A 23,615-nucleotide genomic window follows, 5' to 3' on the forward strand; every position below is an offset into this window, starting at 1 on the left:
GAATGCAATACGGAATTTGTAATTTAAGTATCGTTCCTTTACGATTTGAAGCCTCCGATAAAAGCGAATTGGTGTCGCAAGTATTGTATGGCGATTTTTTCAAAGTACTGGAGCAACGTAAAAACTGGAGTAAAATCCGTTTGGCATTTGATAAATATGAAGGTTGGATAGACAATAAGCAATATTTTGAAATTGAAGCTGATGATTATAACACTCTAAATTCTGAAACTCCTAAGCTTTCTTTAGATTTAGTCGAATTTGTACAAGATGAACATGAGCAGCTTTACCCTATTCAATTAGGCTCTACTTTAAACGGTTTGTCAATCCTTAATCATTCTTTTGACGGTACTTTAACCGAAGGAGTTACTGATAAGAGTAATATAATTCAAACTGCTTTCATGTATTTAAATAGTCCGTATTTATGGGGAGGTAAAACACCTTTTGGTATTGATTGTTCTGGTTTTACACAAATGGTGTATAAGCTCAATGGTTATAAATTATTACGTGATGCATCACAACAAGCCACTCAAGGCGATGCTTTAAGCTTTATAGAAGAAAGTGAACCTGGAGATTTAGCATTTTTTGATAATAATGAAGGTGCTATTATTCATGTAGGTATTATTATGAAAGACAATTACATTATTCACGCCCATGGAAAAGTTCGCATTGACAGACTAGACCATTCTGGGATTTATAACGTGGATACTAAGATGCATTCGCATAAGTTGCGGGTCATTAAGAAAGTTGTTTAGTAGAGATTATAGATTCCTTTTTATCATGCCGAAATGAGGCACGATCGAGACATCACATTATTTTTGTAGATTACCTTATACTTTTTGTGATTTCTCTCAACGTTCGAAATGACAAAGAAAGCCCAGATTAATCTACAAAAACCGACTATGCCAACTCTCACTCGCTGGCACTTCCCAGTTCTCTTTAAACTCCGCTATATTGGTTACTAGATTATTAAAAACAATAGTGTTTTTAGATACGGCTCGGTCTTTAGCCATCTTTTTAAAATCGATTAAAGTTTTGTGGGCAATGAATTCGCCTTGTTTATAAGACACATTCATTTTATCCATTAAATCTACATTATATTCTTTTTCTAATTGTTGAATAAAATGTACTGACGCATCAATAGAACACCCCGTAGCAGCATTTAAGTTTTGATTTAATCCTATAACTATAAATCGCTTGTATTTAATAAGATAACCGGATTGCAAATCACTTCCGTGAGCTGTCCAGTTTTCAATAAAAACGTTTAATTTATTTTGAATTGCTTCAATTTCTTCTGGTGTAAATGATCGATTGGCTTGGTAGATCCAAACTCGTGATTCTTCTGGTAATGTATTAAAGTCTACTAGCATTTTTTTGTTTTGTGATTTGAAAGAGAATAATTCATTTAGATGCTTTGACTAAGCTCAACATGACTAGAATTATAAATCCTGAGCATTAGCAATTAACTCAGCAACATCCATAACTTGTACGTTTTCTTTTTCTTTTGCTTTCATACCATCAGTTAGCATGGTGTTACAAAACGGGCAACCTGCTGCAACTATTTCTGGTTTCACTTCTAAAGCTTGCTCTGTACGTTCAACATTTACTTCTTTATCTCCAGGTTCAGCATCTTTAAACATTTGCGCACCTCCAGCTCCACAACATAAACCGTTTTTTCGACAGTTTTTCATTTCAACCAATTCTGCTTCTAGCTTTTGTATAAGTTCTCTGGGTGCTTCATAAATATTGTTAGCACGACCTAAATAACAAGGATCATGAAACGTGATACGTTTTCCTTTAAATTTTCCACCTTCAACAGTTAAACGTCCGTCGTTTAAAAGTGTTTTTAAAAACTGTGTGTGGTGCATAACTTCATATTTCCCACCCAATTCTGGATATTCATTTTTTATGGTATTGAAACAATGCGGACAAGCTGTAACTATTTTTTTAACCTCGTAGGCATTTAAAACTTCAATATTAGTTACGGCTTGCATTTGGAATAGAAACTCGTTTCCTGCCCGTTTGGCTGGATCACCAGTACAACTTTCTTCTGTTCCTAAAACAGCAAAATCTACTTTTGCTTTATGTAATAGTTTTACAAAAGCTTTGGTTATTTTTTTTGCTCTATCATCAAAACTTCCTGCGCAGCCTACCCAAAATAATACTTCGGGTTGTTTGCCTTGAGCCATATATTCTGCCATTGTTGGCACTTTGAGTGTTTCGCTCATAGTTATTTTTTTGAACAATCCCTAAGTTTTAAAAACTATAGGAATTGGTTTAATATTTCTAAATGTTCTTTTGCGTTAGGGATTGAGGCATTTGTTGAAGCTCCTCGCAGAGAGCGACTGCCGAAAGCCCGACCCTTGTGGTAACGCCAAAATTATTTTATTTTTCGTCTTTCCAGTTTAGCCTGTCCATTTGATTGTATGGCCAAGGTGCACCGTTATTTTCTATATTGGTCATCATGTTATTGAGTTCAACTGGTGCAGCGGATTGTTCCATGACCAAATAGCGTCGCATATCCATAATAATTGACAACGGATTAATACTTACCGGACAAGCTTCAACACAAGCATTACATGAGGTACACGCCCATAACTCCTCCTTTGTGATATAGTTTTCCAGTAACTGTTTACCATCGTCCTTAAACTCACCATTGTTGGAATCTATATTTTTCCCTACCTCTTCTAGACGATCTCTAGTGTCCATCATTATTTTACGAGGGGATAACTTTTTACCCGTTTGATTTGCAGGACATTCGCTAGTACAACGTCCACACTCGGTACAGGTGTAAGCGTTTAACAATTGAATTCTGCTTAAATCTAACACATCACTAGCTCCAAATTTTGCAGGTACTTCATCGTCTGCGTCTTCTGCTGGAACTGCAAATGGATCAGCATTTGGATCCATCATTAACTTTACCTCTTTAGTAACTGCTTCTAAATTATCAAACTCGCCTTGAGGTTTAACCCTTCCAAAATATACATTTGGAAATGCTAGCAGAATGTGTAAATGCTTAGAGAAGTATAAATAGTTTAAGAATATTAAAATGCCTATTATGTGTAGCCACCACGCACCTCTTTCAATGGCATAAAGTGTTGCTTCTGATAACCCTGAAAATAATGGCGAGATATATTGGCTTACTATATTTCCTGAATTTAATGCTTGAAAATCCAAATCGGTAGCATTCATTATTAAAAAGAGTGACATTAACACCATTTCAAAATATAAAATGAAATTTCCATCGTTTTTTGGCCAACTGGTCATTTCACTTTTCCAGAAACGCGCCAACTTTAAAATATTTCTTCTAATCCAGAAAATGATAACTGAGACGAATACTAAGCATGCTAGCACCTCAAAAGTGCCAATTAAAAACCCATAAACTGAAGTTGGTAACACCTCTAAACCAATTCTATGGGTTCCGAATAAACCATCTATAATGATTTCTAAAACTTCAATATTAATGATAATAAAACCTACATAAACAATCAAGTGCAAAAAACCAGATACTGGACGACGCACCATTTTACTTTGCCCAAGGGCAATGTTAATCATGTTTTTCCAGCGTTGAGATGTGTTATCGCTTGTATCTACCTCATGCCCTAACTTAATATTTCTAATGAGCTTTTTTACATTTTTGGTAAAGTAGCCTATTCCAGAAATTAGGATAATTGCAAAGAGAATATTGGGCAAGTACTGCATATTGAATACAATAAATTAGTTAGTTTCTTTAATTTCGTTGCCTTCAGCATCATAGCGTTTTGGCTTTTTTCCAAACAGCGAGAAGTGAACGTATCGTTTAGGATTCAACTTCATATCTTCTAGCAACTGCTCTAGTTGTAAACTAGCACCTTCTAGGTTTTGATATAAACCATCATCTTTTAAAAGCTTACCTATTGAGCCTTCGCCTTTATCGATTTTAGCAGAAATACTATTGAAATTTGAGATAGTGTTTTCTAAATTTTTAATAGTTTTCTTTAAATCAGCCTCAGCCAAATCTTGAGTAGTTTTAGATAAGTTTGAAGAAATATTATCAACATTGGTTAAAGTACTGTTTAATTTTTCTTGATTACTTGCAATAAGACTATTAAAACCTCTTGAAGCAGTTTTAAAATTCTGCATAGTTTCATTTAATCCCGCAATACTTCCTCTTAAATTAGCCTTAGTTTTTTCATCAAAAACCTGATTTAAATTATTTAGTAGTGAATCTGCACCTACCATCATAATTTCAATTTTTTCTTGCAAAGGCGTTAAGCGTTGGTTTACCAAATCGGTTAATCCTGCTTTTACTGTTCCTTCTAAAAAACTGTCTTTTTTTGCTTTTTCTGCACCATCAAAAGCTGGTATAATGGCAATAGCTTTCCCCCTATTAATCCCGTTTCGTATAATTCTGCTTTACTGTTTTTTGAAAATTCAAAATCGCTTTCTACTAGCAACTCTATCTTTAATTTACCAGAACCATCTCCTTTAAAATCAACATCAACAACTCTACCAACACTTAGTCCGTTTATTGTAACTGGTGTTGATGGTACTAAACCTTCAACATTATCATATTCAGTATAAAATGTTTGAGAAGAATTAAAAAGATCATTTCCTTTCAAATAATTAATGCCATAGTATAATAAAACTATACCAGATATTGCAAGTATTGCAGTTTTTACTTCTCTTGATATTTTCAAAATATGCTTTGTTTTAAAAACAAATTTAAAATAAATTTAGATAGTAACTTGTTAATTAGAAGTTGTTTTTAAAACTTCGGTTAAAGGAACTTTTGCATCATCTTTAAAAGCAACTACAAAACTGGATTTATAACCTTTTGCTTTTGCTTCTTTTACAAGTGTTTTTGCTTGGTTATAATCGGATGTTTTTCCATAAAAATATTTATACAAATTACCTTCTTTAGTTCTTGAGATATTGTTTAATCCTTTAAAGTTGTAGGGTTTTGGCATGAGTTTTCTGGAGCTTGCTGCTATTTGCACTTTAAAATCTATGCCATCAAATTGAATTGGAGAAGATTCTATTAAATCATTATTTTTAATTGAAATACCTTCAGTATTCAAATCTAATGACTTTTTATATTTAAGAATTGCACTAAGAATCGCATCAGCCATTTGTTGCTGTCCCTTTTTAGAATTTAAATATTTACCTTCTCTATTGTTAGTTAAAAAACCTAATTCTACAAGAACACTAGGCATTACGGTTTGGTGTAATACAATAAAACCAGCTTGTTTAACCTTTCTATTTTTACGCTTGAGTTTTACAAAATTATCCTGTATTAAACTAGCTAAATAAATACTCTGGTCTAAATATTCTTCTAACCCTAAAATAACACTTATAGCATCTTCTGGAGAATTAGGATTAAACCCTGCGTAATTCTTTTTATAATCATCCTCCATAAAAATAACCGAGTTTTCCTTTTTAGCAACTTCAAAGTTTGTTTTGTTTCTGTGTAAACCTAAAACAAATGTACCTGCGCCATAGGCTTGTGTATTATGGGAATCGCAATGAACAGACACAAATAAGTCTGCATTTGCCTTATTTGCAATTTTACCTCTCACAAATAAATCTATAAATACATCTTTCTTACGTGTATAAATAACTTCTATATTGGGGTTTTTCTCTAATTGCTTCCCTACTTCTAAAACAACTTTTAAGGCAATTTCTTTTTCCCTAAAACCATTACCTAAATTACCAGGATCTTTTCCTCCATGGCCAGCATCTAAAACCACAACAAATTTATCAACAGATTGTGCGTTAACTATTTTTGGAAATGTTAATACTATTATAAAAGATACGAAAAGTAATATTCTGTTCGTTTTCATGTGATAATTAAAAATTATAATCTTTTAAGTTTTACAAATTTTGAGTTTTTCTAAGAAAGGCTCAATTTTTGCAATGTTTTAAAGATTTAAACGGCTAAACAAATCGGTTTATTTCAAATGATAATTTTTATAGAGAAATATAAATTAATCCACAAAAAATATATGTAATTTTGGCGTTTCAAAAACCGAGCCATACTTTTACAAAAATACATTTAAAAGCGTTGCGTACAAATAAGTTTAAAATACTTTTTGCTTTAAGTTTTACAGTGTTTATCAACACGTTCTGCTATACTCAAGATATCCCTAAAAAGGGCGAACCCATAAAACCAAAAACTCAAGATACTATTGTAAAATCTATAGATAGTATTATTAAACCTGAAGTTACTGAAACCCTTCAAGACACTACGGTAGTTGATTCCATTAAACCCAAGAAGAAAGAGTTTTTAGAAAACATAGTTACTTACAAAGCTACCGATTACACTTCTTTGAATCAGAAAAAACAAAAAATATACCTTTACAATAATGCTGAAGTTACTTATGGAGACATTAACATTAAAGCAGGAGATATTACTATAGATTACAAGAAAAATGAAGTCTATGCACGAGGTATTATAGATTCTTTGGGAGAATATACACAAGCACCAGTATTTACTCAAACAGGTAATAAGGTAGAGCCAGACTCAATGCGTTTTAACACTAAGTCGCAAAAAGCTTTAATTTATAATAGTGTTACTGAGCAAGGAGAAGGTATTGTTATTGCAAGTATTACAAAAAAAGAAAATGATTCTGTTTATTTTATTAAAAACGCTAAATATACAACAGCAGAAAACATTGAAGATCCTGAATATTATTTAAAGCTAAGAAAGGCCAAAATTGTTCCAGGTAAAAAAATTGTAACTGGTTTAGCTAACCTTTTTATATATGACGTACCTACACCCTTAGGTTTGCCTTTTGGTTTCTTTCCTCAATCTGAAACACAAACCTCAGGTGTATTAATTCCAACTTTTGGAGAACAAAACGAGCGCGGTTATTTTCTTCAAAATGGTGGTTATTACTTTGCTATTAGCGATCATGTAGATTTAGCACTTATGGGGGATTACTATACCAATGGTAGTTATGGTATTAGAGGTGAAAGCACTTATGCTTTACGTTACAAATTTAGAGGGAATTTTGGATTTAGATATGAGAATTTAATTACTAGCGAACGTGGTTTTCCAGATTATTCAAGATCTACCGTATACAATTTGCGTTGGTCTCATAGTCAAGATGCAAAAGCAAGTCCTAATTCCAGATTTTCAGCATCTGTGAATTTAGGAAGTAGTACCTTTTACAGAACATCTCTAAATCAAGCCACAACTGGTGCGTTCTTAAACAATACTCTAGCGTCTTCTGTTTCTTATTCCAAAACGTTTCAAGGCGAGCCGCAATTGGATTTTAGCCTAACTGCTACACACTCACAAAACACCCAAACGCAGCAAATAAATATGACCCTTCCTACATTTCAAGGAAACATGGGAAGAATATTTCCTTTTGCGCCTAAAACAGGAAGTAAAAAAGGTGTCTTTCAAAATATTAACTTTCAATATAATGTAAGAGGTGAAAATAGAATTCAAACTACAGATTCTTTATTTTTCAAAAAAGAGATGTTTGATGATGCAAAAACAGGCTTTCAGCACTCCATACCTTTAAGTACAAATTTTAAAGTTTTTAAACATTTTAGTGTAAGTGCTAGTACAAATTACAATGAAGTATGGACGTTTAAAACCATAGATAAACGTTTTGATTTTGATACTCGTGAAACCATAACCGATACTATAAACGGATTTGACTCCTACAGAACATACAATTTCAGTACAAGTATAGGAACGACTATCTACGGAATGTTTAATTTTGAAAAAAAGGGAGAAGACAAAAAAATAAAAGCAATTAGACACGTAATAAGACCATCTATAAATTATAACATTAACCCCGCGTTTGATAAATATTATGATAGCTACAATACCGAGGTTGTTACGGCAGACGGATTAACTGCAGATGAGGTTGAGTTCTCTCGCTTTGAACAAGGTTTATTTGGTGCGCCTAATCAAAACTTCTCTAGTTCAATGGGCTTATCGCTTTCAAATAATTTTGAGGCAAAAGTTAGAGATAAAGACAGTACTGCTACTGAACCTAAAAAAATAATTCTTCTTAATAACCTTAACTTTTCTACCGCATATAATTTTGCTGGTGACTCTTTACAATGGAGTCCTGTAAGAATGAATGGAGGTACACAATTATTTGACAACAAATTAAGCGTAAACTTTAGTGCTACTTTAGATCCTTATGCATTAGATAATAATAACAGAAGAATTGATAAGTTTAATATTGATAATGGAGGCAGTTTATTCAGACTTACGAGTGCTAACGTAAATATGAGTTATTCTCTTTCCAGTAAAAATGGAGATAAGAAAAAAGATGATAGAAACGACCCCAGTGTACAAGAAAATATACGTAACGGTGGTCGTGCAGATGATTTATTTGGTCGTTCTGAAGATTATACAAGTAAAAAATTAGACCAGAAATCAGATGATGACGAAGAAAAAAATAGCGAATTCTATAATTTTAAAGTGCCTTGGAGTTTACGATTAGCCTATGCTGTTAATTACAGTAATCAAAGACGAAATAGTGAAATTTCTTCACACTCCTTAATGTTTTCTGGAGATATAGAGTTATCACCTAAATGGTCAGTTGGTGGTTCTTCTGGTTATGATTTTAAAAATCATGGATTTACATTTACACAATTGCGCTTTGAACGAGATTTATTAAGCTGGCGTATGAATTTTAGTTGGGTACCTTTCAGCTCTAGAAGTTCTTGGAATTTCTTTATTGGTATTAAGTCTAGTCTATTAAAAGATTTAAAATACGAACAGCGAAGACAACCAGACCAAACGCTTTAAATATTTTGCTCTCTCTTTTTATACAATTCTATTTATTCTTACCTTTAGAAAACAATAGTAACCTTATAAATGAAGACAATAATAACTACCGAACATGCCCCTGCCCCTTTAGGACCTTACAACCAAGCTGTTTTATATGGAAACACGCTTTACATTTCTGGGCAAATTGCTATAAATCCTGAGAGTGGTAATTTAATTTTAGATGATATTAAAAGTGAAACTCTTCAAGTAATGAAAAACTTGGAAGCTATTTTAAATGCAACAGACTTAACTTTTAACAACGTAGTTAAATCTTCAATTTTCATTAGTAACATGGATGATTTTGGCGCTATTAATGAAGTTTACGGTAGTTTTTTTGATGATGCCAATGCGCCTGCAAGAGAAACGGTTCAAGTAGCTAAATTACCTAAAAATGTAAACGTAGAAATAAGTATGATTGCTGTTATTGCTGGTATTTAGGAAACACTTTCTTTTTTAACAGCATATTTTTCCAACAACGTTTTTAGTTTTTCAGTATCAATAGGTTTTGCTAAAAACTCATCTACACCAGCTTTTTTTGCATTTTCTATGTCTTGCTCAAAAGCACTAGCAGAAACGGCTATTATTGGAATATTGTTTTTAGCATATTTATCAGAGTTTTTAATAATTTTTGTAGCGTCGTACCCATCCATTTTTGGCATATAAATATCCATGAAAACCATATCAAAATTGATAACCTTATAAAGGTTAACCGCATCCAATCCATTGGTTACAAATGTACATTCTGCACCTTGACGCTCCAGCAAAAACTTAATCACTTTTTGATTCATTATATTATCTTCTGCTACTAAAACATTAAATCTGTATTCAAATTTATTAAGTAGAATAGGCTTTTCCAGAGGTAACTCTTCTTTTACATTAAGTGTCTTTTGCAATTGTAAACTAAAATAAAAAGTAGAACCTTCGTTTTCTTTACTTTCAATTTTTAAATCTCCACCCATTAACTTTACCAGTTTCTTTGTGACAGATAATCCTATACCAGATCCCCTATAATGTTGTAAGGGTTTAGTACTTCCATCTTCAACATCAGTAAAAGCATGCTCCATTTCATTTTTATTCATGCCAACTCCAGTATCCTTAATATAAAATGTTACCACTTGATGGTCGTCATGCGTAACTGTATGGTCTATAGTAATTTCAATCTTACCATTATTAGTGAATTTTATGGCATTGCTTACTAGATTAACTAAAACTTGCTGAATTTTACTTAAATCTCCAAGTAACAAAAAGTTGTGCTTTTTATCACTCATAAAATTACTTGTAAAGTTCAAACCTTTCTCCCAAAGCTTGATATTCAAAAATTTTGAATAATCTAGATAAATCAGATTCAATATCAATTGTCACCATGTTTAATTTCAAATCATGCTCATAACCTTTTGAGTTATTCAAAATCATATTTACTAGTTGCAATAGATGTTCAGATGAATACTCAGCTATTTCAACTTGAGCAGTCTGGTCAGAATCTAAATCAGTATTTTTCAGCATTCGAATCATACCTAAAATGGTACTCAAAGGAATCCGTATTTCATGACTCATATTGGCTAAATAAATAGATTTATGATCTGATGCTTCTTCAGTTTTTTGCAGTTCCAACTCTAATTCAGTCAATCGTTTGTTCAAAAAAGATTCTACAACCTCAGTTTCTAATTGAGACCAGATCAAATACAAAACTGTTGCAGTAGCAATAATAAGTAAGATAAAAACTAATAATGAAAAGGTAATAAGGTAATTTATATCCTCAATAAATTTAATTCCAATAAAAAAAGGCACCAAGAATTATTATTCCAATTATGGAGCTTATAACCCATATAGTTAGTTCTTTTTTTGTCCTTGGGGGGAATATCATGATTCAAAATAATAGACTTTAAATATACGAAAGTATATTTACTAAAAGTAATACAAATAGTAAGGTATTAGGGGTTCTAACATATCTCACCAGTTGACCCCATATCTTGAGGTATCAATTCATAAACAAAATCAGGTTCTATATACTCTTCTTTTCTATGAGAAACATAAAGAATAGCAGTATTACTTTCTGTTGAAATTTTATTTACTAATTCTGAAAACAATAATGCATCATCGTCATCAAGTCCGTTTATGGGTTCATCTAAGATAAGTAATGGTGGTTGTTTAACCATTGCTCTAGCAATTAAAACTAATCGTTTATGACCTTCCGATAATGTTGTAAAGCTTTTATCCTTTTTATCTAATAAATTTAAAATCCGCAACCATTGATGTGCTAAACTAATTTGTCGCTCATTAGGAAACTTATACAGCCCTACAGAATCCAAAAAGCCAGAAATAATCATCTTTTCTATGGAATCCCTTCGTTTAAAACCTATAAGCATATCTGAGGAAAAATAGCCTATGTGTTTTTTAATATCCCAAACACTTTCACCACTACCCTTTTTCATTCCAAAAAGCGTCATATCTTGATTATACCCTTTAGGGTTATTTCCAAATATTAATGATAGTATGGTGCTTTTTCCTGAACCGTTTGGACCAATCAATTGCCAAAACTCACTTTGTTTAATAACCCACGAAATATTATCAAGTATTGATCTATCTTCATAACTTACACTCACGTTTTTAAGCTCTATAAGTGTTTCAGGTGAATTAGCTTCATTGCTCAAAGGCTTCGGTAACTCGTGGATGAAGTTTTGAAATTTACCAGTATTGGATTCATTTAAATACTTCTGTAATAACAATTCGCCATTTTTTAACTTGTAGATGGTTTTAATAAACGGTAAAATATCACGTTTTCGATTTGTAATCTGAACTATTAAAGTTGTTTCACTTAAATAGATTAATGTCTTTTTGATGTTTTCTTGAGCTTCAACATCTAAACTATCGTATAAATTATCTAAAATTATACATTCAGGATTTCTAGAGATGATGTGCTTTAACAAAGCCCTTTTTCGTTCACCTTGTGAAGAATTTTTTAAGCTATTTTTAGTTGAAGTTTTAACATCAATATGTCCATGACGTGTTTCTTCATCTATAAACCGATTTAAAGTAATATCTGAAAAAGTTCGTGATTTAATTTAGAAATATTAAGATTGAATTGGCCAGAAAGTATACGTTTTATAAGTCCCTTTTTGTTTTCATTATTAGAACTATAAATCGCAATATGTTTTGGCACGGATATTAAGTATTACTTAAAAAAATTGAAATTTTATAGGTCTGCAGTATGAAAAGGCACCAGACCATCGATAGGTCTACGCTCAAAGTTACCAACTTTAAAGCCCATTTCATCTGCTACTTCTTTTATTTCTTTCTGAGAAAAATATGCAATGGAACCAGCAAAATGCACAGGAACTGTTTTAAGTTCGTCCTTATATTGCATAATCATATTTTTTGCAAATACTCTTATACCATTTTTAATAAGATTAATAGTGTATTCAGAATCTTTATGCAAAAACATAAATTCGGCGAAGTTTGCCAAATACGCATTTGGACTAGGTTGCTTGTAAAGATTATATTTTATAAAATCTGCATCCATATTGAATTTAGCACCAAAAGCAATTTTTACATTTTCTGGCATATGATCAAAATAATAATCTCTAATTAATTGCTTACCATAATAGTTGCCAGAAGCATCATCCATTAATGTATAACCAAGAGATTTAACACGTTGATGTAATACATTGCCATCATAATAACTACAATTAGACCCTGTGCCTAAAATACAAACTACAGCAGCTTCTTTAGGGTGATTAATGGTAGCATAAACAGCTGCTAAAGTATCCTCATTTACCTCAACATGTGCATTTGTAAATATTTCTCCTAAGACACCATTTAATAATTCTCTTGCATTATCAGTTCCGCAACCAGCACCATAGAAAAAAACGTGTGTAACTTTTTCTTTATTATCTCTTAACTCATTGCTTTTATTAATAATTTTAAACAGCTTTTTCTCACTTAAAATTGCTGGGTTTAATCCTTTTGTGCGGATTTTATCCATTAATTTATTTCCGTTATTATCTACTGCCAACCAATCTGACTTTGTAGAACCACTATCAACAATTAAAATCATAAGTTTAGATATAAAAAATCCACAGCACTATCAGAGAATAATACTGTGGAAATATATTAATAATTAATTACAAAGAACCGATATGTTGAGCTAAATCAATCAATTTAGTTGAATAGCCAAACTCATTATCATACCAAGACACTAATTTTACAAAACCATCATTTAATGCCATACTTGCATTAGCATCAAAAGTACTTGTTTTAGGTTCAGACACAAAGTCTTGAGACACTACACCTTCTTCAGTATAACCTAATACACCATCTAATTCACCTTCAGAAGCATCTTTTAAAGCTTTCTTAACATCAGCCCAAGGTGCTGGTTTTTCTAAACGACATGTTAAATCCACAACAGATACATCAACAGTAGGAATTCTAAAAGCCATACCAGTTAATTTTCCATTTAATTCAGGAATTACTTTTCCAACAGCTTTAGCTGCTCCAGTTGAAGCAGGTACAATATTATTTAATGAAGCTCTACCTAATCTGTAATCTTTTTTAGAAACACCATCAACAGTTGATTGAGTTGCTGTTGCAGCGTGAACTGTAGTCATTAAACCTTCAGCAATTCCGAATTTATCGTTAATTACTTTAGCCAATGGCGCTAAACAGTTAGTAGTACAAGACGCATTAGATACAATTGTATCACTAGCTTTTATATCTTTATGGTTAACACCCATTACAAACATTGGTGCATCAGCAGATGGTGCAGAAATTGCAACTTTTTTAGCTCCCGCAGTAATGTGTGCTTGAGCTTTATCTAAAGTTGTAAAAATTCCAGTACAATCTAAAACAACATCCGCTTCAACAGCATCCCATTTTAAATCTTCTGGGTTACGTTCAGCAGTTACTCTTATTGTGTTTCCGTTTACAATTAAGTTACCATCTTTTGTATCGATAGTTCCATCAAACTGTCCGTGAACAGAATCATACTTTAATAAGTAAGCTAAATGATCTACATCTAATAAATCATTAATCCCTACTACTTCAATATCATTTGATCTAGAAGCTGCTACTCTGAAAGCAATTCTACCTATTCTCCCAAATCCGTTAATTCCAATTTTTAATTTTGACATAATCGTGTTTATAAATGTTAAGTGCTCATAATATCTGAGACACGCAATAATTCTAAGTTAATTTTTGATTTTCCTTTTATGGCTTTATCTAATGGTGTTAATTCCATTTTATTATTTAACAAACCAACCATATAATTGGTTTTGCCGTCTAATAAAGATTCAACAGCTTTTACACCCATTCTACTAGCTAGAACACGATCAAAGCAAGATGGTGAACCTCCACGTTGCATGTGTCCTAAAACAGAAACCCTAACATCGTAGCCTTCCATGTTTTCATCTACATAATCTTTAAGTTCAAAAATGTTTTTACCTATTTTATCACCTTCTGCAACAACAACTATACTAGAAGATTTTCCAGATTTTCTACTGCGTCTTAATGACTCTACTAATCTATCTAATCCTAAATCTTCTTCAGGAATTAAAATTTCTTCAGCACCACCAGCAATTCCAACGTTTAAAGCAATGTGCCCAACATCGCGTCCCATAACTTCTATAAAAAACAACCTGTTATGCGAACTTGCTGTATCTCTAATTTTATCTATAGCTTCTACAACTGTATTTTGTGCAGTATCGAAACCTAAAGTATGTGATGTACCAAAGATATCATTATCTATGGTTCCAGGAATTCCCATTACAGGAAAATCGAATTCTTCGTTAAAGATCATGGCTCCAGTAAAAGTTCCATCACCACCAATAGCAACTAAACCATCAATACCTGCTTTGTTTAGTTGATCGAATGCTTTTTGTCGTCCTTCTTTAGTACGAAACTCTTTAGATCGCGCAGATTTTAAAATAGTACCCCTTTGTTAATAATGCCTTTTACGCTTCGGGCGTTCATGATTTCTAAATCACCTTCCATCAATCCTTCATATCCTCTGTAAATTCCATAACATTCAATATTATGGTAAGCACATGTTCTAACAACAGATCTAACAGCGGCATTCATCCCAGGAGAATCCTCCAGATGTAAAAACACCTATTTTCTTAATTTTTGTAGACATTAAATCTTTTAATTTCTAGGTAAAATTACTAAACAAAAACCATATTTCTATAACTTATATCATATTTTAATATGATTTTGAAACTATAACGTTTTAGTTAACAATAATATAGATTTTGTTAATAAAAAGGGTATGTAAGATTACTTCTAATTATCCTTTTTAGATGATTTAATAGAAATAAAATCAGGCAAAGATTCTTCAGTTTCTTCTTTTGTTTCTGGTACTATAACTTCAACAGTATCTTCCTTTTTCTTGAATAAACTGCGAATAAGTTCTTGAAAGGTATCAAAATCTACATTATACGAGATTCCTACGCCTTGTGTATAACTTATATTGTCCCCAAAATTACGAATACTATTTTCTCTATTAAAAACTTTTGCAGTTAGTGTTCCTTCATCATTTAATAGAAAATTAACTTCTAAATCTCCCGCTACAACTGTTTGAGTTTCTCCTGCTCCACCTACAGGCACTCCTACTTTTCCATTAAAAAACACACGATCATTTAATTGTGTTTGAAATGTTAAACCAACTCTGTCATCAGTTTGATAATCTGGGCGATTTTGTCCAGCTTCGTAATAAGGATTCAAATTGAATTTCCCGTTTTCACTAGAAAAAATACCATTTACAATACCATTTAAACGTTCTGCGATAGTTCCCGAGAAATTTAAATCGTTTAAACCTCTAGAAAAAGAACCTGTTGACACCAAATACAGAGCTTGGTTTTGTTTATCATCTGTAGATTCTAATCTATAATTTAACTCAGATTTTATAGTTGAATTTACATTGGGGAAATCAAAACTAAATTCTGGTTTAGGCTGCTCTAAATCTCCTACTATATTAATATTTAACTCAACAGGAATACTTCTATTAATAGGATTATCTAACAAAGGAGAAGGATTAGCTTGTGTTTTATAGGTAGCCAGCATATTTATTTGAGCTTTTAATGGATCACCTTCCCATGCAATAGTACCACCAGGCTGTACAATAAATTGTTTTTGAAATAAACCTCCGTAGGCAAAATTATAAACCCCTTCAAATACTGAGAAATCTCCCCACATATTAAATTTCCCATTCGTGTTAATCTCAACTAATAAACCACCCACTCCTCGACCTTTTAAGGCGTGTCCTGTTTCTTTATTGATGATGATTTCTACTTCGGCATCTTGAGTAACATCTAAATCAAAATCTAATTCCAAACCTTTAATTTCTTCGAATACAAAAACCTCCCCTTTCTCACGTGCTAATTTTTGTTCTGGAGTTATAAAACGAATGAATGAATTATCTCCAAAAGATTCAGTATCGTTTAATGGAATTTTAAAAACTGTACCGCGCTTTGTTTCTCCAACCACACTAATTACTAGCTCTTCTGTAGGACCATAAATATTTGCAGTACCTCCAACAAAACCAGTACCGTAATATAAAGACTCTTCTGTTTCTTTAGTATCTAAGACAAGTAAGCGCTTGGTATTTATACCTAAATCTAAACTCCAATCTGATAGGTTTACATGACTAAGTTTCCCGTTTAATTCACCTTTGGATCTGTGCTTGGTGTCAGTTAATTCTATATTTTTAAATATAAAACTCTGGTTTTCTAAACCAACTTGCGCACGATCATTAAATTGATAATCTACATTTAAATATGGAATAGTAAATCCTGAATTATCCAAACGTAATTCGCCATTAATATCTGGTCTATTTACACTACCAATAATATTTGCTTTTCCTGTAACTTCTCCTCTAATATTTGATAAAACATCAACCAGCGATGGATTTAAAGGAACAAGATTCAATTTATCCAAAGTTAAAGCTACATCCATAGTAGCATTTTTCCCTTTTACAGTAATATCGCCAACTGCATTAAATGTTTTTTCGGTATCATTATCAATACTTACGTCAACGTTGTAATTTGTTAAATCTTCATTACCAATAATATTTGCTTTAAAATCGCCTAGTAGAAATTTATTAACTCGAAAATCATTCACAACAATTTTAGAATTTGGTAAGTAACTCCCGTTTTTTTGGAGAATATCTAACTTTCCATTTACATTTCCTGTGAGCAATAAACTATCAACATCGGGTGTGATTTTTGAAAGTCGAACGTTTTTAAAATTTAACTTTAAATCTTTTTCTGTAGAATCCTTTAAGAACCCAGAAAGCCTTACTTCCTCTCTTCCGTGATTTAGTTTTAATTTATCAATATCTATATAGCTCAAATCTTTATTAAAGGCTATTTTGTTATTTTTATCATCATCACCGTTTATATACCATTTGAAGTTTTTAACGGTAAGATCGGAAGTTTTGAAACCTATAACAGAATTATTATCTTCATTAATTGTATGATAAAAACTAAGATTAAATTTATCATTATTACGCTTACCTCCTGTAAATTCAGAGCGCATAAAAAGTGTATCATTTACTGTAACATTAATTAGATTGAATTTTGAAGTGTTGTAATATTTCGTATTAATACTATCAACTTCTACATAAGTATTAAATACAGGGTTATTATTATCTACTTGAAGTTCTATTTGTTTTGCAAAATTATTAAGATATTTTATTTCTGGAGATTTAAAAGTCAACCTAAATCGTTCTGCATCGCTCTCAACTCTACCTCGTATAAACGTATTTTTACCTAATTCTATTTCTGGATAAAACACTTCTATGATTTTGTTATAAATTTTGAAATTGAAGTTTATATTTTGACCATCTGCAACTTCATAAGGAATGTAATTGGTATAAATATCTCCCAACGAATTTTCAACAAGCTTTATCAAATCATTAACTACAAACTCGCCACTAATACCACCTTCAATAATTTCAGGAGAATCAATTTCTATAAATCGTGTTTTACCTTCAAAACGAGATTCAACCTTAAATCGTTTAAAATTATAGGTGTCGTTTTCATTTTTATAGGATGTGTTTCTAAACGTTATTTTTCCATAAGCATCATCTAAACTACTGCTATTCATATTCATATTAACAGTACTTCTAAAAATTGAAATACTGTCTTTCTTCACAAAGTTTAATGCATTTAAATTGGCATAATCAACTTTAGCTTCAAAATCATACTTATTTATAGCACCTGAATAATCTAGTAAGCCATTAAAATTCAACCTTAAATTTCTATCGTTCACAACTAAAATACCATCAAAAATTCCATTCTTAATTTTTCCTGATACTTTTGTTTTTTGATAATTATAGTTGTTAAAAACCAATTGAAATACATCTCCTGTAACCTCTGTATCAATAGTTTCTGCAACAAAACCACGACCATTTACATCAATATTTGCAGTTACTGTGCCAACTTTAGGGTCTTCAAGAAAAGTTCCTAAATCAAATTCTTCAAGTATAATTTTACCTTCATATTTGGCATTATCGATATCATTTATTTTTGTGATGCCTAAATTAGAATCTATAAAACCTAAATCTGTATCGATAGTTATACCTGCTTTTACTTTAGAGGCAGTAACGTGAGAATTCCCTTTAATTTTGAATTGCCCTAATCTGTCAAAAGATGATGGAATTGAAGCTCCCAAAACATTTGGCAGTAAAGCTTTTAAATCTCGATAAGTAGATGTTAAGTTTCTAAACTCTCCATCCATAGAAAAATCATCAGTAGCTTTACTAAATAAGTTTTTAAAATCCAAATCGCCATAAACCTTTGTATTTCTACTAGTATTAAGTTCTAAATTTTCAGCATGTAAATCATTTAATGTTCCCGATACATTAACATTAAATTTGGCATATTGATTTCGTCCAAATTCGTTATAAAACGTGTTTAATTCATCCAAAAGCACATTAGAATCTTTGAATGAAGCCTCTACTTTAACTTTATCTACAAAATATTGCAAATCTTCTCTTTTGTAGAGAAACTTCAAATTTCCTTTTAAAACTGAATTCGTGGTATTGATTTGCAAGTTATCAAAAACCATGTTTGTTCTAGTGTACTTGAAATTTGTCATCATATTTTTTACAACAACACCACGGCTATCCACAAAAGCTAATTTGTTAATTCTAGCACTCACATCACTTCCACTAATTAAAAAGTTTGTAGCATTAATATTTAAATCATGAAAATTTAGAATTTTTGAAGTTTCCTTATTTTCATCTGACAACATGAATATGCCATCATAAATAGAAACATCGCTTGATGATAATAAAAAAGTACCGCTACCCTTGGTTGGATTATCGCCCTCTAGTTTTTCGACGAATATATCTAGGTTTGTGTCCTTATAACCTTTGTAGGTTTTAATATGAAATACCAAATCCATAATATCAATATCTCCAAAAACCAATTGTCCGTTAGCTAAATTTGGAAAACTTAATATTGAGGTGTTCAGTTCTTTGATACTAATAAGTGTGTCTTGCTTAAAATCTTCAATGTAAATATTTTTAAGCTCTACATCGCCGTTAAATTGTAAACCAACTTTTTCTATATTAATATTGGTTTTAAAATCTTCATTAAGACGTTTTGTAGCATATTTACCTAAACGAGTTTGTACAGCTGGAATAGATAGTGTTAGCACCAAAATAACAAACAGTAGCAAAATGATAGCCACAATTTTTAATAGTATTTTAAGTGCTTTTTTGATAGCGCGTTTGTATTGTAAAAAATGAATATTATAAACACAAACCATTCACAATTTAGAAACTAAATAATGCCTAGTTTTGTATTTACGAATTTTGTTAAGGAAACGGTTGTTTTCTTGTTTCCAAAATTAACAATTATTGTGCCTAATATTTAGTAATGAGAGAACAAAATATTTTTATCCTTGGAATTGAGTCGTCTTGTGATGACACCTCTGCTTCTTTAATACACAACGGCAAAGTTTTAAGCAATGTTGTAGCGAGTCAAAAAATACATGAGGAATATGGTGGTGTTGTGCCCGAATTAGCATCCAGAGCACACCAACAAAATATAGTTCCAGTAGTACATCAAGCTTTAGAAAAAGCAGGAATTAGCAAAAAACAATTGCACGCTGTGTCTTTTACCAGAGGTCCGGGTTTAATGGGGAGCTTGTTGGTAGGCACCTCTTTTGCGAAATCTTTGGCTTATGGTTTAAATATCCCGTTGATAGACGTGAACCATATGCAAGCCCATATTCTAGCACATTTCATTGAAGAAGAAGGGTTTAACAAACCACCCTTTCCCTTTTTGGCGATGACTATTTCTGGTGGACATACGCAAATTGTTAGGGTTGATAATTATTTTGAAATGAAAGTAATTGGCGAAACCATAGACGACGCCGTTGGAGAAGCCTTTGATAAAAGTGGAAAGATTTTAGGTTTAGGCTATCCCGCTGGCCCAGAAATTGATAAACGTGCAAATTTAGGGAACCCAAAAGCGTTTTCGTTTACAAAACCACGGGTTGATGGATTGAATTTCAGCTTTTCTGGTTTAAAAACAGCTATTCTTTATTTTATTCAAAAGGAAGTAAAAGCGAATCCTAATTTTATAGCTGAACATTTAAATGATATTTGTGCCTCTATTCAATACACCATTATTGGTATTTTAATAGATAAGTTGAAAAAAGCCGCAAAGGAAACTGGTATTAACCATATCGCTATTGGTGGTGGAGTTTCGGCAAATTCTGGAATTAGACAAGCATTAAAAGATGGCGAACAAAAATTTGGTTGGACAACCTACGTTCCAAAATTTGAATATACTACTGATAATGCTGCTATGATAGCTATTGTTGGATATTTAAAGTTTTTAGAAGGCGATTTTGCTGAGCAGGATGTGATGGCCTCGGCTAGATTGAAGATTTAAAATAAAGTCGTAGTTCACAGCCAAAATAAGTCGTAAACAAAATATTTATTTTTTTAACAAAACGACACACCCATTAATCCCCTCTTTCTAGAGGGGATTAAGGGAGATGTAAGGCAAAACTCAAAACAAAGTTGTAAACAACAAATTCTTAAAAACTTATTGCATTCTAAAATTTCTCAGTTGGTTAAAAAATTAAATTTGAAAAATCTTAATTTTAATCAACATGAAAAAACTCCTACTTATTTACATTTTATCATTATCTTCAATTGTATTAACCGCCCAAAACAATGCAGAAGACGTTTTAACTTCAATTGAAACCCAAGAACAAGCAAAACAATTTATTGAAGATAAATATGCGTTCAACAGCAAAATATTCACTTTTAATGAAGAAAAGCACAAAACGCAACTTGCTAAATCTTTATTTAAATTAGATAAAGGCAATGTAAAATCAGTTAAAACTGAATACGACAAAACACTCTACAAAATTTTAGAAAAGCATAGTAAATCGTATTACAGAGTCTCTTATATTTATTTAGACGGCTCTAAATACACCACAGAAAGCATTAATGAATTGCGAGATAATTTAACAAAAAAGTATAACAATGGTACACCTTTTAATGTTTTAGCAAATCAATACTCAATGGATAAAAACGCCAATAAAGGAGGGGATACAGGTTGGTTTGAAGCTGGAAATATGCAACCAGATTTTGAAAATGCAATCATTGATGCACAACATGCCATTGACGATATTTACACTATTGATATCCCTTCAAAAAATAGTTATTATTTAGTACTGCAAACTTTTGAGCCTAAAGAAATTTCAGAAATAAAAGTTTTAAAAATTGTTGAACCTATAGAGTAATGCAACTTTTTTACAGTCCAGATATTACCGAAACTTCAAATGATTTTTCTTTTTCAAGAGAAGAAAGCAAACATATTGTAAAAGTTTTACGTAAATCTATTGGAGACGCATTGTATATTACTAATGGTAAAGGCTGGTTATTTACTGCCGAAATTTCAGTCGCTGGAATCAACAAATGTGTTGCAAACATCATTTCAAAAAAATTACAACCAAAGCGAAACTATAACTTACATCTAGCAGTTGCTCCTACCAAAATGAACGACCGCTACGAATGGTTTTTAGAAAAAGCTACCGAAATAGGTGTTGACAGCATCACTCCTATTATTTGCGATCATAGCGAACGTAAAGTGATTAAACCCGAGCGTTTTGAGCGTATCTTACAGTCTGCCATGAAACAATCTTTATCATGCCATTTACCAAAATTAAATGAAGCTATTCGGTTTAAAGATTTTATAAATCAAGATATTAATGGCGATATATTTATCGCGCATTGCGAAGAGACTAATAGAACATCATTAAAAAATGTAATACAACCAAAAAACGATATAACAGTTTTAATTGGTCCTGAAGGCGATTTTAGTTTAAATGAAATTGAAATGGCTCTGGAAAATAAATTTATTCCCGTAACTTTGGGAAACACAAGATTACGCACCGAAACTGCGGCCATTGTTGCATGCCATTCGGTAGCGTTTACAAATGAATAGATGAAAAAAATAATTTCGTTTTTGATTTTTGCTGGTATTATTATCAACCTAAGTGCGCAAGAATTAGCCGTTTTAAAATACAAAGGCGGTGGCGATTGGTATGGCAACCCAACAGCTTTACCCAACTTGATAGAGTTTTGTAATAAAAATATCAAAACAAAAATAACACCCAAACCCCAAACTGTTGAAACAGGAAGTCTTGAACTATTTCAGTTTCCTTTTGTGCATATGACAGGACACGGCAATGTTTTTTTTAGTGAAGGAGATGCTGAAAACTTGAAAAACTATTTAATTTCTGGTGGTTTTTTACATATTGACGATAATTACGGAATGGCACCTTATTTGAAAAAGGAATTAAAAAAAGTATTTCCAAATAAAGAACTAACTGAGATACCAACAAGTCATGCTATTTTTAATATTGCCTATAAATTCCCAAATGGCCTACCAAAAATCCATGAACATGATGGAAAGCGTCCGCAAGCTTTTGGTATTTTCCACGAAAGTAGATTGGTTTTACTATTTACTTTTGAAAGCGATTTAGGTGATGGTTGGGAAGACCCAGAAGTGCATAATGACCCCGAAGATGTTAGAGAAAAAGCTCTTAAAATGGGTGCTAATATTGTGAAATATGCTTTTGAGAATTAATTTAAAAACTTAAAATTAACGTGAAAAAATTCTCAATAAAATTCAAAATTCTAGCATTAATTTTAACACTAGCATTTGTTTTTCAAACTATGACTGAAATCAATAATCATTCTTATACAACTGGAATTGATAGTTATCATTATACATGTGGTTGTTTAGGTTGTTGGCCAAATCATCTAGCTGTTAAATGTAATTCTAATAATTCAAAATGGCATCTATAAATTGCAACTTACCCACTACACAACAAACTTCAAAAAGCAAAAATTTCCAATCATATTAGTTTGTGACAATGTTACAAATGCGCCAAACATTGGTAGTTTATTTAGAATTGCAGATGCGTTTGGTATAGAAAAACTAATACTTTGTGGAAACAACATTACTATTGGTAGAAAGGTTGCCAAAACCTCTAGAGCAACTGAAAAAAAGTTGATTTTCAGATAGAACCTTCTGCTTTAGAAATTGTAAATCAATTTAAAACCAAAAACTACCAAATCATTTCATTGGAAATAACTGAGAATAGCCAACCTATTCATAAATTCAAATTTTCAAAAGAAAAACCAATAGTGTTAGTAATGGGCGATGAGAATTTTGGAGTATCGGAAGACATCTTAAAGCTATCAGATACTGTTATTCATATTGATATGTTTGGGCAAAATAGCAGTATGAATGTTGTACAAGCTACCAATATTGCACTTTACGAAATTACAAAGCAATTGTTGTAAAGTGTTTTA

General features: G+C 31.8%; 21 protein-coding genes and 1 pseudogene. 9 read left to right on the forward strand and 13 right to left on the reverse strand.

What is annotated here, in order from left to right; all coding sequences use genetic code 11:
* The first annotated feature begins 2 nt into the window (after positions 1 to 2).
* Positions 3 to 752 carry a C40 family peptidase gene (locus tag AC0L5U_RS05505; protein WP_473415098.1) on the forward strand — a complete coding sequence of 250 codons (750 nt, stop codon included), beginning with the start codon at positions 3 to 5 and terminating at the stop codon, positions 750 to 752.
* A gap of 132 nt (positions 753 to 884) precedes the next feature.
* On the opposite strand, the gene AC0L5U_RS05510 is transcribed toward AC0L5U_RS05505, so the two are convergent.
* From AC0L5U_RS05510 to AC0L5U_RS05535, 6 genes are all read right to left on the reverse strand, one after another.
* Positions 885 to 1,367, reverse strand: coding sequence for an ABC transporter ATPase (locus tag AC0L5U_RS05510; protein ID WP_473415099.1), 483 nt, complete (start codon positions 1,365 to 1,367; stop codon positions 885 to 887).
* A gap of 69 nt (positions 1,368 to 1,436) precedes the next feature.
* Positions 1,437 to 2,225 (reverse strand): (Fe-S)-binding protein, encoded by a 789-nt coding sequence (locus AC0L5U_RS05515; RefSeq protein WP_473415102.1) that lies wholly within the window; start codon positions 2,223 to 2,225, stop codon positions 1,437 to 1,439.
* Between the two features lie 157 nt (positions 2,226 to 2,382).
* The gene (locus AC0L5U_RS05520) at positions 2,383 to 3,699 is read right to left on the reverse strand and encodes a 4Fe-4S dicluster domain-containing protein (protein ID WP_473415105.1); all 1,317 of its coding nucleotides are present in this window, start codon (positions 3,697 to 3,699) and stop codon (positions 2,383 to 2,385) included.
* Between the two features lie 15 nt (positions 3,700 to 3,714).
* Positions 3,715 to 4,242, reverse strand: coding sequence for a hypothetical protein (locus tag AC0L5U_RS05525; protein ID WP_473415107.1), 528 nt, complete (start codon positions 4,240 to 4,242; stop codon positions 3,715 to 3,717).
* 53 nt (positions 4,243 to 4,295) lie between these two features.
* On the reverse strand, positions 4,296 to 4,676 hold the full coding sequence (locus AC0L5U_RS05530) for an MlaD family protein (protein ID WP_473415111.1): 381 nt from the start codon (positions 4,674 to 4,676) through the stop codon (positions 4,296 to 4,298).
* A gap of 51 nt (positions 4,677 to 4,727) precedes the next feature.
* Positions 4,728 to 5,819 carry an N-acetylmuramoyl-L-alanine amidase family protein gene (locus AC0L5U_RS05535; RefSeq protein ID WP_473415113.1) on the reverse strand — a complete coding sequence of 364 codons (1,092 nt, stop codon included), beginning with the start codon at positions 5,817 to 5,819 and terminating at the stop codon, positions 4,728 to 4,730.
* A gap of 170 nt (positions 5,820 to 5,989) precedes the next feature.
* Between AC0L5U_RS05535 and AC0L5U_RS05540 the strand changes: the two genes are divergently transcribed.
* The gene (locus AC0L5U_RS05540; protein WP_473415114.1) at positions 5,990 to 8,755 is read left to right on the forward strand and encodes a putative LPS assembly protein LptD; all 2,766 of its coding nucleotides are present in this window, start codon (positions 5,990 to 5,992) and stop codon (positions 8,753 to 8,755) included.
* 69 nt (positions 8,756 to 8,824) lie between these two features.
* The gene (locus AC0L5U_RS05545) at positions 8,825 to 9,214 is read left to right on the forward strand and encodes a Rid family detoxifying hydrolase (RefSeq protein WP_473415116.1); all 390 of its coding nucleotides are present in this window, start codon (positions 8,825 to 8,827) and stop codon (positions 9,212 to 9,214) included.
* Here the strand turns inward: AC0L5U_RS05545 and AC0L5U_RS05550 are convergent.
* The 7 genes and pseudogenes from AC0L5U_RS05550 to AC0L5U_RS05580 form a co-directional block, all read right to left on the reverse strand.
* Positions 9,211 to 10,044 (reverse strand): ATP-binding protein, encoded by an 834-nt coding sequence (locus AC0L5U_RS05550; RefSeq protein WP_473415117.1) that lies wholly within the window; start codon positions 10,042 to 10,044, stop codon positions 9,211 to 9,213. The two genes, AC0L5U_RS05545 and AC0L5U_RS05550, sit on opposite strands and share 4 nt — an antisense overlap.
* Before the next feature lie 4 nt (positions 10,045 to 10,048).
* Positions 10,049 to 10,564 carry a sensor histidine kinase gene (locus AC0L5U_RS05555; protein WP_473415118.1) on the reverse strand — a complete coding sequence of 172 codons (516 nt, stop codon included), beginning with the start codon at positions 10,562 to 10,564 and terminating at the stop codon, positions 10,049 to 10,051.
* A gap of 152 nt (positions 10,565 to 10,716) precedes the next feature.
* Entirely contained in the window at positions 10,717 to 11,703 is a 987-nt protein-coding gene (locus AC0L5U_RS05560) for an ABC transporter ATP-binding protein (protein WP_473415119.1), read from the reverse strand.
* Between the two features lie 266 nt (positions 11,704 to 11,969).
* The gene (locus AC0L5U_RS05565) at positions 11,970 to 12,830 is read right to left on the reverse strand and encodes an N-acetylglucosamine kinase (RefSeq protein ID WP_473415121.1); all 861 of its coding nucleotides are present in this window, start codon (positions 12,828 to 12,830) and stop codon (positions 11,970 to 11,972) included.
* Between the two features lie 67 nt (positions 12,831 to 12,897).
* Positions 12,898 to 13,902 carry a type I glyceraldehyde-3-phosphate dehydrogenase gene (gap, locus tag AC0L5U_RS05570; protein ID WP_473415122.1) on the reverse strand — a complete coding sequence of 335 codons (1,005 nt, stop codon included), beginning with the start codon at positions 13,900 to 13,902 and terminating at the stop codon, positions 12,898 to 12,900.
* 17 nt (positions 13,903 to 13,919) lie between these two features.
* Positions 13,920 to 14,903 (reverse strand): annotated as a pseudogene (pfkA, locus tag AC0L5U_RS05575) (6-phosphofructokinase).
* 146 nt (positions 14,904 to 15,049) lie between these two features.
* Complete coding sequence (locus tag AC0L5U_RS05580) at positions 15,050 to 19,540, reverse strand: translocation/assembly module TamB domain-containing protein (RefSeq protein ID WP_473415124.1); 4,491 nt, start codon at positions 19,538 to 19,540, stop codon at positions 15,050 to 15,052.
* 110 nt (positions 19,541 to 19,650) lie between these two features.
* Between AC0L5U_RS05580 and tsaD the strand changes: the two genes are divergently transcribed.
* The 6 genes from tsaD to AC0L5U_RS05610 all read left to right on the forward strand — a co-directional run bounded on the left by tsaD (position 19,651) and on the right by AC0L5U_RS05610 (position 23,606).
* Positions 19,651 to 20,673 (forward strand): tRNA (adenosine(37)-N6)-threonylcarbamoyltransferase complex transferase subunit TsaD, encoded by a 1,023-nt coding sequence (gene tsaD / locus AC0L5U_RS05585; protein ID WP_473415125.1) that lies wholly within the window; start codon positions 19,651 to 19,653, stop codon positions 20,671 to 20,673.
* A 223-nt stretch (positions 20,674 to 20,896) separates the two neighbouring features.
* Positions 20,897 to 21,535 carry a peptidylprolyl isomerase gene (locus tag AC0L5U_RS05590; protein ID WP_473415126.1) on the forward strand — a complete coding sequence of 213 codons (639 nt, stop codon included), beginning with the start codon at positions 20,897 to 20,899 and terminating at the stop codon, positions 21,533 to 21,535.
* The gene (locus AC0L5U_RS05595) at positions 21,535 to 22,239 is read left to right on the forward strand and encodes a 16S rRNA (uracil(1498)-N(3))-methyltransferase (protein ID WP_473415127.1); all 705 of its coding nucleotides are present in this window, start codon (positions 21,535 to 21,537) and stop codon (positions 22,237 to 22,239) included. Before AC0L5U_RS05590 ends, AC0L5U_RS05595 begins: the two co-directional genes overlap by 1 nt.
* Positions 22,240 to 22,884 carry a DUF4159 domain-containing protein gene (locus tag AC0L5U_RS05600; RefSeq protein ID WP_473415128.1) on the forward strand — a complete coding sequence of 215 codons (645 nt, stop codon included), beginning with the start codon at positions 22,240 to 22,242 and terminating at the stop codon, positions 22,882 to 22,884.
* Between the two features lie 222 nt (positions 22,885 to 23,106).
* The gene (locus tag AC0L5U_RS05605; protein ID WP_473415129.1) at positions 23,107 to 23,325 is read left to right on the forward strand and encodes a TrmH family RNA methyltransferase; all 219 of its coding nucleotides are present in this window, start codon (positions 23,107 to 23,109) and stop codon (positions 23,323 to 23,325) included.
* Positions 23,326 to 23,342: 17 nt separating this feature from the next.
* Positions 23,343 to 23,606 carry a TrmH family RNA methyltransferase gene (locus tag AC0L5U_RS05610; protein ID WP_473416175.1) on the forward strand — a complete coding sequence of 88 codons (264 nt, stop codon included), beginning with the start codon at positions 23,343 to 23,345 and terminating at the stop codon, positions 23,604 to 23,606.
* Positions 23,607 to 23,615 lie beyond the last annotated feature (9 nt).

This window comes from Jejuia sp. G7-7 (genome assembly GCF_055808955.1).

Bases quoted from the DNA above. Each gene is read 5' to 3' on its own strand.
- AC0L5U_RS05520 (WP_473415105.1), bottom strand. From the start codon at position 3,699: ATGCAGTACTTGCCCAATATTCTCTTTGCAATTATCCTAATTTCTGGA.
- AC0L5U_RS05515 (WP_473415102.1), bottom strand. From the start codon at position 2,225: ATGAGCGAAACACTCAAAGTGCCAACAATGGCAGAATATATGGCTCAA.
- AC0L5U_RS05550 (WP_473415117.1), bottom strand. From the start codon at position 10,044: ATGAGTGATAAAAAGCACAACTTTTTGTTACTTGGAGATTTAAGTAAA.
- AC0L5U_RS05545 (WP_473415116.1), top strand. From the start codon at position 8,825: ATGAAGACAATAATAACTACCGAACATGCCCCTGCCCCTTTAGGACCT.
- AC0L5U_RS05580 (WP_473415124.1), bottom strand. From the start codon at position 19,540: ATGGTTTGTGTTTATAATATTCATTTTTTACAATACAAACGCGCTATC.
- AC0L5U_RS05535 (WP_473415113.1), bottom strand. From the start codon at position 5,819: ATGAAAACGAACAGAATATTACTTTTCGTATCTTTTATAATAGTATTA.
- AC0L5U_RS05600 (WP_473415128.1), top strand. From the start codon at position 22,240: ATGAAAAAAATAATTTCGTTTTTGATTTTTGCTGGTATTATTATCAAC.
- tsaD (WP_473415125.1), top strand. From the start codon at position 19,651: ATGAGAGAACAAAATATTTTTATCCTTGGAATTGAGTCGTCTTGTGAT.
- AC0L5U_RS05590 (WP_473415126.1), top strand. From the start codon at position 20,897: ATGAAAAAACTCCTACTTATTTACATTTTATCATTATCTTCAATTGTA.
- AC0L5U_RS05565 (WP_473415121.1), bottom strand. From the start codon at position 12,830: ATGATTTTAATTGTTGATAGTGGTTCTACAAAGTCAGATTGGTTGGCA.
- AC0L5U_RS05595 (WP_473415127.1), top strand. From the start codon at position 21,535: ATGCAACTTTTTTACAGTCCAGATATTACCGAAACTTCAAATGATTTT.
- gap (WP_473415122.1), bottom strand. From the start codon at position 13,902: ATGTCAAAATTAAAAATTGGAATTAACGGATTTGGGAGAATAGGTAGA.
- AC0L5U_RS05510 (WP_473415099.1), bottom strand. From the start codon at position 1,367: ATGCTAGTAGACTTTAATACATTACCAGAAGAATCACGAGTTTGGATC.
- AC0L5U_RS05505 (WP_473415098.1), top strand. From the start codon at position 3: ATGCAATACGGAATTTGTAATTTAAGTATCGTTCCTTTACGATTTGAA.